Annotated in this window: 15 protein-coding genes; 3 read left to right on the top strand and 12 right to left on the bottom strand. The window is 65.5% G+C overall.

Annotated elements, in window-relative coordinates:
• The first annotated feature begins 20 nt into the window (after positions 1–20).
• Positions 21–1,160 carry an acyl-CoA dehydrogenase family protein gene (locus XH93_RS03320; protein ID WP_194472382.1) on the top strand — a complete coding sequence of 380 codons (1,140 nt, stop codon included), beginning with the start codon at positions 21–23 and terminating at the stop codon, positions 1,158–1,160.
• A 257-nt stretch (positions 1,161–1,417) separates the two neighbouring features.
• On the opposite strand, the gene XH93_RS03325 is transcribed toward XH93_RS03320, so the two are convergent.
• The 10 genes from XH93_RS03325 to XH93_RS03370 form a co-directional block, all read right to left on the bottom strand.
• On the bottom strand, positions 1,418–2,455 hold the full coding sequence (locus XH93_RS03325; RefSeq protein WP_139480226.1) for an amino acid ABC transporter substrate-binding protein: 1,038 nt from the start codon (positions 2,453–2,455) through the stop codon (positions 1,418–1,420).
• A gap of 61 nt (positions 2,456–2,516) precedes the next feature.
• The gene (locus XH93_RS03330) at positions 2,517–3,110 is read right to left on the bottom strand and encodes a L,D-transpeptidase (protein ID WP_194472383.1); all 594 of its coding nucleotides are present in this window, start codon (positions 3,108–3,110) and stop codon (positions 2,517–2,519) included.
• Positions 3,111–3,279: 169 nt separating this feature from the next.
• Positions 3,280–3,408, bottom strand: coding sequence for a DUF2474 domain-containing protein (locus XH93_RS03335; protein WP_139858753.1), 129 nt, complete (start codon positions 3,406–3,408; stop codon positions 3,280–3,282).
• Entirely contained in the window at positions 3,408–4,418 is a 1,011-nt protein-coding gene (cydB, locus tag XH93_RS03340) for a cytochrome d ubiquinol oxidase subunit II (RefSeq protein ID WP_305825958.1), read from the bottom strand. Before cydB ends, XH93_RS03335 begins: the two co-directional genes overlap by 1 nt.
• Complete coding sequence (locus tag XH93_RS03345; protein WP_139858751.1) at positions 4,415–5,821, bottom strand: cytochrome ubiquinol oxidase subunit I; 1,407 nt, start codon at positions 5,819–5,821, stop codon at positions 4,415–4,417. Before XH93_RS03345 ends, cydB begins: the two co-directional genes overlap by 4 nt.
• Positions 5,822–6,013: 192 nt before the next feature.
• Positions 6,014–6,592, bottom strand: coding sequence for a thioredoxin family protein (locus XH93_RS03350; protein WP_139480221.1), 579 nt, complete (start codon positions 6,590–6,592; stop codon positions 6,014–6,016).
• 16 nt (positions 6,593–6,608) lie between these two features.
• Entirely contained in the window at positions 6,609–7,304 is a 696-nt protein-coding gene (locus XH93_RS03355) for a cytochrome c biogenesis CcdA family protein (RefSeq protein ID WP_194472384.1), read from the bottom strand.
• A 202-nt stretch (positions 7,305–7,506) separates the two neighbouring features.
• Positions 7,507–8,349 carry an alpha/beta fold hydrolase gene (locus XH93_RS03360; RefSeq protein ID WP_194472385.1) on the bottom strand — a complete coding sequence of 281 codons (843 nt, stop codon included), beginning with the start codon at positions 8,347–8,349 and terminating at the stop codon, positions 7,507–7,509.
• Entirely contained in the window at positions 8,339–8,737 is a 399-nt protein-coding gene (locus XH93_RS03365; protein ID WP_194472386.1) for a carboxymuconolactone decarboxylase family protein, read from the bottom strand. The genes XH93_RS03360 and XH93_RS03365 overlap by 11 nt, the downstream gene beginning before the upstream one ends.
• Positions 8,738–8,760: 23 nt before the next feature.
• Positions 8,761–9,903, bottom strand: coding sequence for an FAD-dependent monooxygenase (locus XH93_RS03370; RefSeq protein ID WP_194472387.1), 1,143 nt, complete (start codon positions 9,901–9,903; stop codon positions 8,761–8,763).
• A gap of 313 nt (positions 9,904–10,216) precedes the next feature.
• Between XH93_RS03370 and dctA the strand changes: the two genes are divergently transcribed.
• A complete protein-coding gene (gene dctA / locus XH93_RS03375; protein ID WP_194472388.1) occupies positions 10,217–11,533 on the top strand; it encodes a C4-dicarboxylate transporter DctA in 1,317 nt (438 codons plus the stop codon).
• A gap of 24 nt (positions 11,534–11,557) precedes the next feature.
• Positions 11,558–12,487, top strand: a complete 930-nt coding sequence (locus XH93_RS03380) for a LysR substrate-binding domain-containing protein (protein ID WP_194472389.1) — start codon at positions 11,558–11,560, stop codon at positions 12,485–12,487.
• A gap of 121 nt (positions 12,488–12,608) precedes the next feature.
• Here XH93_RS03380 and XH93_RS03385 read toward each other — a convergent pair whose 3' ends face one another.
• On the bottom strand, positions 12,609–12,803 hold the full coding sequence (locus XH93_RS03385; RefSeq protein WP_139487112.1) for a hypothetical protein: 195 nt from the start codon (positions 12,801–12,803) through the stop codon (positions 12,609–12,611).
• Positions 12,804–12,977: 174 nt separating this feature from the next.
• On the bottom strand, positions 12,978–13,589 hold the full coding sequence (locus tag XH93_RS03390) for a sigma-70 family RNA polymerase sigma factor (protein ID WP_139487113.1): 612 nt from the start codon (positions 13,587–13,589) through the stop codon (positions 12,978–12,980).
• Positions 13,590–13,799 lie beyond the last annotated feature (210 nt).

The raw sequence follows: 13,799 nt of genomic DNA on the forward strand, positions 1-13,799 counted from the left end.
AACGTTAGATCGGATTCCCAATGGCCCTCGTCCTCACCGAAGAACAATCCATGCTGCGCGACAGTGCGCGCGGCCTCATCAGCGACAAGGCGCCGGTGGCGCATCTGCGCGGCCTGCGGGACGGCAAGGATGCCACCGGCTTCTCGCGCGAGCTGTGGACAACGTTTGCCGAGATGGGCTTTTCCGGCCTCTTGGTTCCCGAACAATTCGGCGGCAGCGGGCTCGGCTGCGTCGAGGCCGGCATCGTCATGGAGGAGATCGGCCGCACCCTGATGCCGTCGCCGTTCCTCGCGACCTCGGTGCTCGCGGCCTCGGCGCTGGCGCGCGGCGGCAGCGCGGCGCAGAAGGCGCAGCATCTGCCGAAGATCTCCGATGGCTCGCTGCTCGCCGCACTCGCGATCGACGAGGGCGCCAAGCATCGCCCGCTGCAGACCAAGCTGCAGGCCACGCGCTCCGGCAACGGCTTCAAGCTGTCGGGCGACAAGGCGTTCGTGGTCGACGGCCACACCGCCGATCTGTTGATCGTGGCCGCGCGCAGCGCAGGCAGCGCCGGCGACAAACAGGGACTCACGCTGTTCCTGGTCGATCCGAAGGCGAAGGGGCTCGCGCTCGAACGCACCGCGATGGTCGATTCCCACAACGCGGCGCGCATCGTGTTCGACAATGTCGAGGTCAATGCCGACAGCGTGCTCGGCGAGGTCGATCAGGGTTTTGCGCTGCTCGACGGCGTGCTCAATATCGGCCGCGGCGCGGTCGCGTCCGAGATGGTCGGCCTCAGCGAAGAGGTGTTCGGCCGCACCGTGGCCTACCTGAAGGAGCGCAAGCAGTTCGGCAAGGCGATCGGCGAATTCCAGGCGCTGCAGCACCGCGCTGCGCAGCTCTACATCGATATCGAGATCACCCGCGCCGCAGTCCTGAAGGCGCTGCAAGCGCTCGATGCCGGCGTCGACAAGGCGGGCACCGCCGTCGCGGTGGCCAAGGCGCGCGCCGGCACCACGGCCACGCTGGCCGTGCAGGAAGGCGTGCAGATGCACGGCGGCATGGGCATGACCGACCAGTTCGACATCGGCTTCTTCATGAAGCGCGCCCGCGTCTGCCAGGAACTGTTCGGCGACAGCAATTTTCACGCCGACCAGCTCGCCCGCGGCAAGGGCTACTGAGCACGCGACGGTCTCGCCGCGCCCTCGCTGTCGTCGCCCGGGGACGCCGCACACTCGCCGTCATTGCTCGGCTCGACGCCACACAACGCACTGTCATCGCCCGGCCTGTGCGCAATTGCGCACATGGACCGGGCGATCCAGTATTCCAGAGACGGTGGTGCTTGAACCGAGAAGCCGCGGCGTACTGGATCGCCCGGTCAAGCCGGGCGATGACAGCGGTGGGTTGGGCGTGGCCTTCGCGCGGGCCCGCTAGTTAATCACCGGATCGGCGGCGCGTACTGGACGCCGCCGGCGTTCCAGAGCTGGTTCATGCCGCGCGGGATCTTCAGCTTGGATTCGCTGCCGACGTTGCGGTCGTAGATCTCGCCGTAATTGCCGACATGGCGGATGATGCGCGCAGCCCAGTCCTTGGTCAGGCCGAGGTCCTCGCCATAGCTGCCCTCGGTGCCGACCAGCCGCATCACCTCGGGCTTCTTCGACTTCAGCGCCTCGTCGATGTTCTTCGAGGTGATGCCGAGCTCTTCGGCGTTGATCATGGCGTAGAGCGTCCACTTCACGATCATCATCCAGTCGTCGTCGCGCTGGCGCACCACCGGGGCCAGCGGCTCCTTGGAGATGATGTCGGCCAGGATGACGTGGTCGCCCGGCTTGGCAAGGTTGAGGCGGAGCGCATAGAGCTGCGAGGCATCCGAGGTCAGCGTGTCGCACTGGCCGGAATTGTAGGCCTTCACGACGTCGTCGAGCTTCTCGAACTTCATCTCCGTGTACTTCATGTTGTTGGCACGGAAATAGTCGGCGAGGTTGAGCTGGGTCGTGGTGTTGGCCTGCACGCAGACCTTGCTGTCATTCAAGTCCAGCGCGGAATCGATGTTGCGCGCGCGCGGGATCATGAAACCCTGGCCGTCATAGTAGGCGACCGCCGGGAAATAGAGGTCGTAATTGGTCTCGCGCGACATGCTCCAGGTGGAGTTGCGCGAGAGGATGTCGACCTTGCGGCTCTGCAGCTCCTTGAAGCGCTCGCTGGCGTCGAGCGGAACGAACTTCGCCTTGGTCGGATCGTTGAAGATCGCGGAAGCCACCGCGCGGCAGAAATCGACGTCGAAGCCGGTCCAGTTGCCCTTGTCGTCGGGGTTCGAGAAGCCGGGCAGGCCCTTGTTGACGCCGCACAGCACCTCGCCGCGGCGAACGGTGCGCTTCAGCGTGCGGGTGTCGTAATATTCATAGACGATGGCGGCCGCCGCAACCAGCACGGCGATCGCGAGCCCGATGATCAGGCCGCCTCGAAATGTACGCATGGGTTCTCTCTCGCGATGATCGGGACAATGGACGGAGGTCGAGGCGGGCTAGCGGGTGCGGTTACAGTTCAGGCTTTTGGCGGATGATCACCTTGGTGCCGACCGGGACGCGGTTGTAGAGGTCGGCGACGTCGTTGTTGACCAGGCGGAAGCAGCCCGAGGAGACGGCGGTGCCGATGGTGTCGGGCCGGTTGGTGCCGTGGATGCGGTAGACCGTGGTGCCCAAATACATCGCGCGGGCGCCGAGCGGGTTGCCTGGGCCGCCGGCCATGAAGCGCGGCAGATAGGGCTGGCGCGCGATCATCTCGGGCGGCGGCACCCAGTCCGGCCACTCGGCCTTGCGGGTGATGGTCACCAGGCCCTGCCACTGAAAGCCTTCGCGGCCGACACCGATGCCGTAGCGCAGCGCGCGGCCGTTGCCCTGCACGAGATAGAGGTGGCGCTCGGCGGTGGCGACAATGATGGTGCCGGGCGCCTCATTGGTGCGGTAGTACACCACCTGCTTCTGCCATTCCGGATCGAGCTCGTAGGCGTCGTCGGCGATCAGGCCGGGCTCGTCGGCGTCGGGGCGGCCCTGGGCAAAACCCTGCGACGTCGACAGCACGAGAACGCCCGTGGCGATCAACATCCAGACCAGGTGACGAAGTCTCGTCATGCAAAGCTCTCCTTGTTGGCGCGCGCGGCCAAGCGGTTGCTCCACCCAAATCGCAAGCATCAAATCTCAGGGACGGCTTGATGGCAAGTTTAGGGCGAGCACAGCCGGTATACCGCTGTAATGCTTCCGTTTTTTGTCGAGGGCGCGGGTGCGCACGGCGCCGGCCGACTCATTTCGGCGCGATCCAGAGTCGCAGCGCAAACGAGATCAGCGCCACCGTGCCGACGCCGCCGAGCCACAGCGTCACGAACCACAGCAGGCGCTGGCCGAGCGGCCGCAGCTTGGGCTCGGAGCGCATCAATGGTACCCGTGTCCGGGCCGCACCTTGCCGCGAAACACCCAGTAGGCCCAGGCGGTATAGGCGAGGATCAGCGGGATCAGGATCGAGACCCCGACCAGCATGAACACCTGGCTGTTGTGCGGCGCCGCCGCCTGCCAGATCGTGATGCTCTGCGGCACGATGTACGGATACATGCTGATGCCGAGCCCGGCATAGGACAGCGCGAACAGCACCAGCACCAGGAAGAACGGCTGCAGGTCGAATCTGTTGGCGAGCGCGCGCAGCAGCAGCGCGGTGACCGCGGCGACCGCGATCGGCACCGGCGCGGTCAGGATGATGTTCGGCCAGCTGAACCAGCGCTGGGTGTATTGCACGGCGAGGAACGGCGTCGCGATGCTGACGGCGCCGATTGCGCCGAGCATCGCAATCAGCAGCACCCAGCTCAGCTGGTAGGCGCGGTCGCGCAGCTCGCCCTCGGTCTTCATCACCAGCCAGGTCGCCCCGAGCAGGGCGTAGCCGATCACCAGCGCGATGCCGGTCAGGATGCTGAACGGCGTCAGCCAGTCCCACCAGCCGCCGGCATAGTGGCGTCCGTCGACATGGATGCCCTGCAGGATGGCGCCGAGCGCGATGCCCTGCGCCAGCGTCGCAACCAGCGAGCCGCCGGCAAAAGCGAGGTCCCATCTGTTGCGCGCCTTCTGGGTGCGCCAGCGGAATTCGAAGGCGACGCCGCGGAACACGAGACCAAGCAGCATCGCGATGACAGGGGTGTAGAGCGCCGGCATCAGCACCGCATAGGCCAGCGGAAACGCCGCCATCATGCCGCCGCCGCCGAGCACCAGCCAGGTTTCGTTGCCGTCCCACACCGGCGCCACCGTGTTCATGATGACGTCGCGGTCGGCCTTCTGCGGAAAGAGCGGAAACAGGATGCCGAGGCCCAGATCGAAGCCGTCCATCACGACATAGACGAACACGGCAAAGGCGATGATGAACGCCCAGATCATGGCGAGGTCGATACCGATGCTCATCGCGCACCCTCCGGAGCTGCGCCTGCGGCCGGCGTGATGCCGGCGGCGCGCGCCGGCAAATCGGACGTCGGGCCCCGCTCACCCTGATGCGGCGGCTGCGCCATCAGCCGCAGCAGGTAGATCACGCCCGCGGTGAACACGGCGAAATAGACGATGATGAAGGCGATCAGCGAGGAGCCGACCGCAGGCGCGGCCAGCGGCGAGGCGGAATCGACCGTCCGCAACAGCCCATACACGGTGAAGGGCTGGCGCCCGGTCTCGGTGGTGATCCAGCCGGCGAGCACCGCCATGAAGCCGGCCGGCCCCATCGTCACCGCGCACATGTGCAGCAGCCGCGACTCGTACAATTTCCCGCGCACGCGCATCAGCAGGCTGAACAGGCCGAGGCCCAATATCAGAAAGCCGAGCCCGACCATGACGCGGAACGCCCAGAAGGTGATCGGCACCGGCGGCCAGTTTTCACGCGGCACCGAGTCGAGGCCGCCGAGCGGCGCGTCAAGCGAATGCTTCAGGATCAGCGACGAGAGTTTCGGGATCTCGATCGCGTATTTCACCTTGGCGTCTTTTTCGTCGGGCCAGCCGAACAGGATCAGCGGCGCACCGTCCTTGTGGCTCTGGAAGTGGCCTTCCATCGCCATCACCTTGACCGGCTGATGCTCCAGCGTGTTGAGGCCGTGCTGGTCGCCGGCGAGGATCTGGATCGGCGCCACCAGGGTCGCCATCCACATCGCCATCGAGAACATCACGCGGGGACCGGCGAGGTGCGGGTCGCGCAGCAGATGCCAGGCGCCGACCGCGCCGACCACGAGCGACGTCGTGAGATACGCCGCCAGCACCATGTGCACGAGGCGGAACGGGAACGACGGATTGAAGATCAATTTCAGCCAGTCTGCGGCGACGAACTGGCCGTGCTCGTTGACGGCATGGCCGGTCGGCGTCTGCATCCAGGAATTGGCCGACAGAATCCAGAACGCCGAGATCAGCGTGCCGATCGCGACCATCAACGTCGCGAAGAAATGCAGCCGGGGGCCGACGCGCTCGAGCCCGAACAGCATCACGCCGAGGAAGCCCGCCTCGAGGAAGAATGCGGTCAGCACCTCATAGGCCATCAACGGCCCGATCACCGGGCCGGTCTTGTCGGCGAAAGCCGACCAGTTGGTGCCGAACTGGTAGGACATCACGATGCCCGACACCACGCCCATGCCGAACGCGACCGCGAAAATCTTCAGCCAGTAATTGAACAGGTTGATGAAGACTTCGCGCTTGGTGATCAGCCACAGCGCTTCCAGCACCGCGAGATAGCTCGCAAGCCCGATCGAGAATGCGGGAAACACGATGTGGAACGACATCGTGAAAGCAAATTGCGCGCGGGCGAGTACGACCGCATCCCAGCCTTCGAACATCACGCACCATCCATCACTGCTCTGGCGTGGACCCTACCACGCCAGATGTGATGGCAATACGGGGCGGATTGTCTAGGGTTGCTGTCCTTTGCCCACGGCTGCTGTTCTGATCAAGTCAGAAGCAACCCTAGTGCCTTGTTTTGACGCGTCTTCTCCGCGCGAGCCGATGTCCGCCTCGCGCCGGGAATGAGCCTAGCTGTTGGCGCTGAGCAGCCTGGCGACGGTGCGGTCGATCTCGTCGTACTGGCCTTCGCCGGCATGCTGGAAGACGATCTTGCCGTTCTGGTCGATGATGTACTGCGCCGGCCAATACTGGTTGCGATAGGCGTTCCAGGTCTGCGAGTTGTTGTCCTGCGCCACCGGATAGAGGATGCCGTGCCGCTTCAGCGCCGCCTGCACGTTGGAGGCGGAATGCTCGAACGGGAATTCCGGGGTGTGGACGCCGACCACGACCAGGCCGCGATCGCGGTACTTTGAATAAAGCTTGGTCACATGCGGCAGCGTGTTGACGCAGTTGACGCAGCCATAGGTCCAGAAGTCCACCAGCACGACCTTGCCGCGGAGATCGGCGAGCTTCAGCGGCGGCGAATTGAACCAGTTGTTGATGCCGACGAACTCGGGCGCGGTCTGGGCCTGCTCGGCCACCATGGTCGCCGCGACAGGCACCGGCTGTGCCGGCGCATCGGACTCCGCGCAGAGGCCGGGAATGACGGCGCCGCCGACGCCAAGGGCGGCAACGAGGGCGGATACAGCAACCAGGCGCAGGGGCATCGATATCTCCTCTTGGTCACAGGCCGATCTGGCCATTGGGATAGAACTGGGTGAGCCACGCCACGATCAGCGTGTCGTATTGCAGGTAGGACAGCGCCGCGAAGGCGATGATCACGACGCCAAAGCCCTGCTGCAGGCGCGGCGCGATCTGCGCGATGCTGCGCACGCGGGTGGTGACGGCCTGGCCGCCATAGGCGATCGCAAGCATCGGGATTGCCGCGCCCACCGCGTAGGTGACGAGCTGCAGGCTGGCCCAGGCGGTATCCTTCGAGGTCGCGACGATGGTCAGGATCGAGCCGAGCACCGGGCCCGCGCAGGGCGTCCACACCAGGCCGAGCGTTGAGCCGAGCACGAAGCCGCCGAACAGGCTTTGCGACGGCACGGCATTGCCGACGCCCCCTGCGGCGCCGGAGAGCCGGATCGACAGCCATTCGAACGGCGCCGGCCAGATCATCAAAAGGCCGAAGCCGGCGAGCAGCACCGCGGCGCCGGTCCGCAGCACATTGGGATCGAAGTCGAAGGCACGCGTGATCGCGCTCAGCAGCAATGCCACGATGGAGAATGACATCACGAAGCCGAGCGCGATCATCGCGGGCCGCGCCTTGCGGGTCTGGCCTATCGATACCCCGAGCAGAATCGGCAGCATCGGCAGGGTGCAAGGAGCGGCGACGGTGGCGACACCGGCAAGCAGGGCAAGGGCAAGGCTCAGCATCGTCCATCCATCAGAGGTCCCGCCGCGCCAAGCGGCCGCGTCGGGATGCATGATGTTCTTCGCGGGGATGGATGGGGCGTTACCGCAAGCGGATCGCGCGCGGCGTCACGTCTGTGTGAAACCAGCCGCGGCCGACTTCACGCGAACCGGAGCCGTCGGAGCGGGGGCCCGTCCGGCCGCACCCCTGGACCGGAGGTGCAGATCAGGCCACCTCGCGCAGGTGCCGTTCGATCTCGGCGTCGACCTCCGCCGGTCGGTGCAGCTGCGGCAAGTGGCCGACGTCCGGAATGACCGCAAGGCGGCAGCCAAGTACCGCCGCAAGCTCCGTCATCGGCGCCACCAGCAACTGGTCGAGCGCGCCCACGATCATGGTCAGCGGCAGCGTCAGCCGTTTCACGCCGTCGAGATAGGCGAGGCCCTGGATCGCGCAGGCGCAGCCGATGAAGCCTTCGGGATCGGTCTCGCCGATACAGCGGAGCAATGCGGCGGCGGTCTCCGGATGCGCCTCGAGGAAGGGGCGTCCGCACCAGCGCTCGGCGGTGGGCGCCGCCAGCGGCGCAATCCCCTGCTCGCGCACCAGCGCGATCCGGTCGTCCCATGCGGCTGCGAAGGGCGGCGGCGCATCGGCCCGTGCGGCGATCACGCACAGGCTGAGGATCCGGTCAGGATGGCGCACGCCGAGGCCCAACGCCGTCATGCCGCCCTGGGAGACGCCGATCACGTGAGCTTGCGCGATGCCGAGATGATCGAACGCCGCGACCGCATCCGCCACCAGATCATCCATTGTGTAGGGGCCACGCGGCGCCTCGGATTGTCCGTGGCCGCGGCTGTCGAGTGCGAGCACGCGAAAACCGCGGGCGGCGAGCGCGATCGCCTGGCGATGCCAGATCGCGCTGCTGGTCAGGATCGAATGGCAGAGCAGCACCGGCGCGCCGCCTTCCGCTCCGCCGATGCGCAGGCTGAGCCGCCCGTCCTTGCCCGGCACATCGTGCCGGACAAAGCCCTGCCATGCCGCTGTTACGATCGGTGCCGGTTCAGTTGACAAGGCCCATCTCCGCGAACACGTCCTTGGCGATGCGAAAACTGTCGAGGCCGGCGGGCATGCCGCAATACACCGCGACCTGCAGGAACACCTCGCGCAACTCGGCCTTGCTCAGCCCGTTGTTGAGCGCGCCGCGGATATGGACCTTGAGCTCGTGCGGCCGGTTGAGCGCCGCGATCATGCCGAGGTTGAGCAGGCTGCGGCTGCGCTTGTCGAGGTCCGGGCGATTCCAGATCTCGTCCCAGCAATATTCGGTCGCGAGCTTCTGGATCGGCCAGTTGAAGCTGTCGGCGGCCTTCAGCGATCGCTCGACATAGGCTTCGCCGAGCACGGTGCGGCGGGTCTGCAGGCCGCGCTCGAATTTTTCGCCGCGGGAGTTTGCGTCGGTCATTTTCTTCTCCTGTTGAAGTGCGTTCACGCCAGCGCAGGCTCAGCCAGCGGCGTGGTCCAGGCGTCGTAGCCATAGACCCAGTCCGGATCGGTCGGGTTCTTGAGCCAGGTGTTGGTTCGCGAGCTCGCCTGCACGCGCGAGGTCCGCGGCTTGCGCGTCGCCTCGAAGCGGCGGAAGGCCTCGGTGACGCCGTCGCGATCGACGCCGGTCAGGCAGCGCGACAGCACCGCCGCATCCTCGATCGCCATCGCCGCGCCCTGCGCCATGTAGGGCGTCATCGGATGGCAGGCGTCGCCGAGTAAGGTGATGTTGCCCTCGCCCCAGCGCAGCAGCGGATCGCGGTCGACCAGCGCCCATTTGTGCACTGAGGGGCAGGCTTCGAGCACCTTGCGGACCTGCGGATGGAAGCCTTCGAACGCCTTGCGCAATTCGCGGATGTCGCCGGTCGCCGACCAGGATTCCAGTGTGAAGCCCGGCTCCGGCTGGCTAGTGACGAAATAGACTTCGCTACGGTCAGGCTTGACGTAATAGATCACGATGTGGCGATCCGGCCCCCACCATTTGGTGCAGTCGTCGATCGGATAGCCGTTGAGCAACGACGCCGGAAACACCGTGCGGTAGGCGATGCGGCCGGTGAAGTTCGGCTCGTCGCGGCCGAACAGCCGCTCCTTGACGAAGGAATGCACGCCGTCGGCGGCGACCACCGCGTCCACAGTCGCGGTGTGGCCGTTGGCGAATATCAGCGCCACCGAACGGTCGGCGCGCTGTTCGATCGAAATCAGCTTGTGATCGAGCCGGATGAGATTTTGCGGCACGGCGCTGGCGAGCGCCGCATGCAGATCGCCGCGATGCCCCAGCAGATACGGCGCGCCATAGCGCTCCTCGGCGGCGGGCCCGAACACCATGTCGAAGCGCACCTCGCCGCTGTCGTACTCCTTGTTGTTCCAGGAGCGCGGGTAGAACGCCTCGCGGCGCAGTACCGGTTCGAGATCCCACGCCCGCATCACCTTCATGGCGTTGCAGCCGATCTGGATCCCGGCGCCGAGCCGGGTGAAGCGCTGGGCCTGTTCGTACACCGTCACATCGATTCCTGCGCGGCTCAGCGCCGCGGCGGAGGCCAGTCCGCCCATGCCGGCGCCGATCACCGCCACCGAAAGTCTGCTCATTGTCGTTCCTCACAGCTCGCGCCGGCTGACCGCCGGCTTCTGCACCTTTGTCGGTCAAAGCCCGCGGCGGCCGCAAACGAGTAATGCTGACGGAGCGTGACGTGGGCTCACGCGGCCGGCTCGCGAGGGCAGGTCTTGGTCGCCGGCGCTGGGCCGGCGCCCTTGCCGGCCTGTGAGCTGGGGTCACGCTGCCTGAGCTTAACTCGTTTGCGCTTCGCGCCATCGCCCGCCAACGTTCCGGCGCTGCCGCATCGGCGTCTGCCGATGATGTCTAACGCGCGGCCAACATCAAGACATCCGAGGATCGACGCCCATGTCCACGATTACCAATGACGGCGCCACCCGTCTCGACGCCGTCGCAGCGCCGTGGCACGCGCGCCTTTATGTCCAGGTGCTGATCGGCATCGCGCTGGGGGCGCTGGTCGGCTACCTCTGGCCGGATGTCGGCGCGGCGCTGAAGCCGCTCGGCGATGCACTGATCAAGATGATCAAGATGGCGATCGCGCCGATCGTCTTCCTCACCGTGGTGCATGGCATTGCGAGCCTCGGCGACATGCGCAAGGCCGGACGCATCGGCCTCAAAACCGTGATCTACTTCGAAGTCGCGACCACGGCGGCGCTGATCCTCGGGCTTGTCGTGATCAATTTGACGCGTCCCGGCGTCGGCATGCACGTCTCGCCGGCCTCGCTCGATTCTCGCCTCGTTGCCTCCTACGTGACCCAGTCGCACGACCAGTCCGTGGTCGGCTTCCTGATGAACGTGATTCCATCGACGGTGGGCGGCGCATTCACCAGCGGCGACACGCTGCAGGTGCTGTTCTTCGCGGTGCTGTTCGGCATCGCCCTGCAGCGCTTCGGCGAGAACGGCAAGCCGGTGCTGCTGGCGATTGAGCGGCTGTCGAAGATCCTCTTCATCCTGATCGGCATGATCATGCGGATCGCGCCGATCGGCGCGTTCGGTGCCATGGCCTTCACCATCGGCAAATACGGCGCCGGCTCGATCCTCGTGCTGTCGCATTTCATGCTGGTGGTCTATCTCACCTGCCTATTGTTCATCATCGTCGGGCTCGGCGTCGTCTCGCGCCTCGCCGGCTTCAGCATCTTCAAGCTGATCCGCTATCTCAGGGAAGAGCTGCTGCTGGTGCTCGGCCTGTCGGGCTCGGAATCGGTGATGCCGCGCTTCATCGACAAGATGAAGGCTGCCGGCTGCGCGGAATCGACCGTCGGCCTGGTGATCCCGACCGGCTACACCTTCAATCTCGACGGCACCTGCATCTATCTGACCATGGCCGCCGTGTTCCTCGCCCAGGCCACCGACACGCCGATGTCGCTGGTGCAGCAGATCGGTCTCGTCGTGGTCTGCCTGCTGACGTCGAAGGGCGCCGCCGCCGTGCCCGGCAGCGGCTTCATCGTGCTTGCCGCGACGCTCGGCTCGATCGGCCATGTTCCGGTGGCGAGCATCGCGCTGCTGCTCGGCATCGACCGCTTCATGTCGGAAGCGCGTGCGCTGACCAACTTCATCGGCACGGCGGTCGCGACCGTGGTGGTGTCGCGCTGGGAAGGCGACCTCGACCGCGCGCAGTTCGTTCGCGCCCTCGACAATCCGGACGCCGCCACGCTATCCTCGTGATCCCTCCGGAGACGCGACACGACCATGAGAAAGTTGCCACCGCTCAACGCGGTGCGGACATTCGAGGCGGCTGCGCGGCATGTGAGCTTCACCAAGGCCGCTGAAGAGCTGCTCGTCACGCACGGCGCGGTCAGCCGTCAGGTTGCGCTTCTCGAGGATTGGTTCGGCGTCAAGCTGTTCCGGCGCGCGCCCTCGCAACTGACGCTGACCGCCGCCGGGCAGATCTACTATCGCGAGGTCACGGCGATTCTCGATCGCCTGGCGCTGGCCTCGATGGACATGAAGCAATACGGCTCGCCGTCGGTGCTGCGCGTCAGCGCGCCGCCGACCTTCGCGATGCGCTGGCTGATCCGCCGCATCTCCTCGTTCCAGCGCATGCGTCCCGATGTCGAACTGCGGCTGCTGACCTCGATCGGGCCGCTGAATGTCAACGACCGCTCATTCGACGTCGCGATCCGCGGCAATGTCGGCGAGCCGGTCGGCTGGATGTCGCAGCACTTCATGACCGAGCTGATCGCGCCGGTGTGCCATGTCGACCTGCTGAGTCGGGGACAGCTCGCAAGCCCGGCGGACCTGCGGCATCACACGCTGATCACCTACCTGACGGAGCCCTACGATTGGCCGCGCTGGCTCGCCCAGGCCGGCGGCGAGATGAGTGCGGACCAGGAGACGCTGCGGTTCGAGCAGATGTTCTTCGCGCTGCAGGCGACGCTGGAGCGGATCGGCATCGGGCTGTTTCCACTGTTCCTGGTGATCGACGAACTGATGGCGGGCCAGCTTTGCCTGCCGTTCGGCGACCTCGGCCTGCGCAAGCGCGAATACCGCTCGTTCTATCTCGCAGACAATGAGAGCGCGCTGGCGATCGCCGATTTCACGGCGTGGCTGGCCGACGCCGGGCGCGAGACCGAGCAGTTCATGCTGGATTGGGCCGCCACCAAGGGCTGGAGCTTCTAAGGCTAGGCCGGGATCGCTTCGGCTTTCGAGCTCCAAACAGAGAACGACCCGGCTGGGGGGCATCCCGGCCGGGTCGTTGGAGGATCACTTGGGAGGTTGGAACTAGGCAGGTGGAAACTGGTTAGTGGCCGCTTGATCCTGACGAGATCACGCAGACCTCGGTTGAAGGCTTGACGCTGCAATCCACCACCTGCTCACGGACCGGCACGATGCCGTCTCGCTGGGCGCGGGGGGCGATGTGCTGGCTCGACAGCGTGGCCAGGGTTGCAACCGCGCCGATCGGGACGATGAGGAAGCGAAGGGAAGGCTTCAGCATTTCTCTCTCCTGTTCGGCGGTTGGCGTTGCGTCGTTGGTGTAAGTTCTAGAGGTCGCGTTTTTCCGGGTGATGTCGTCGATTGTTTCAATTGTTTCGTCGCCGGACCTATTTGGCTTCGCGGACAAATGCCTGGATTGCGCTTTATTCGTCTAATCTATTGAATTTGTTTGTATTTATGCTGCGACGCTATCCACGCCGGCGCCCTTCAGGAGGTCGGCGAGCTGCTTGCGGGCATAGAACATGCGGGTCTTCACCGTGCTCTGCGGGATACCGATGATCAGCCCGGCCTCCTCGACCGACTTCTCATGGTAGTAGACCAGGTTGATGATCTCGCGGTGGGCCGGCGACAGCTTGGCGACGCAGGCGCGCAGGATCTCGCTGGTGGTGGCGCGGTCCAGCGAAGCCTCCGGCGTGTCGGCGCCGTCGGCGATCTCCAGCACGTCCTCCTGGTCGATATCCTCGTGCTTGCGCTGGCGCAGGGCGGTCAGCGCCTTGAAGCGGGCGATCGACAGCAGCCAGGTCGAGACCTGCGAGCGGCCCTCGAACTGGGTCGCGGTCCGCCACACGTCCAGGAACACCTGGCTCACCAGGTCCTCGGCCATCGTGGTGTCGCGCACCATGCGCAGCACGAAACGGTAGACCCGGACGTTATGTCGGGCATAGAGCGTGTGCATCGCCGTGCGGTCACTCTTGCCGATACTCTCGAGCAGCATTTCATCCGAGGTCGCGCGGGCAGCGACAATGTGCTTCTTGGCTGCGTCGGTGATGGCGATGACGTTCGGCATGACAGGCTCCCAGTTCGCCGTTGGGCGGCGGTTCGTTGGGAGAATTGTTAGTTACGGCTGGTTTCTGGATGTCTGCGCGAAAAGCGGAAAATGGTTTCGTGAGCGGGATATTTGTTTCGTCGGTCGCCTTGCGACGAAACATTCGGGGGCAAAAGGCCAATTATTTCAATACGTGGAAAATCCGATCGACCGGAATCGGCCCGGTCGGAA

The sequence above is a fragment of the Bradyrhizobium sp. CCBAU 51753 genome (assembly GCF_015291565.1).
Taxonomy (GTDB): domain Bacteria; phylum Pseudomonadota; class Alphaproteobacteria; order Rhizobiales; family Xanthobacteraceae; genus Bradyrhizobium; species Bradyrhizobium ivorense.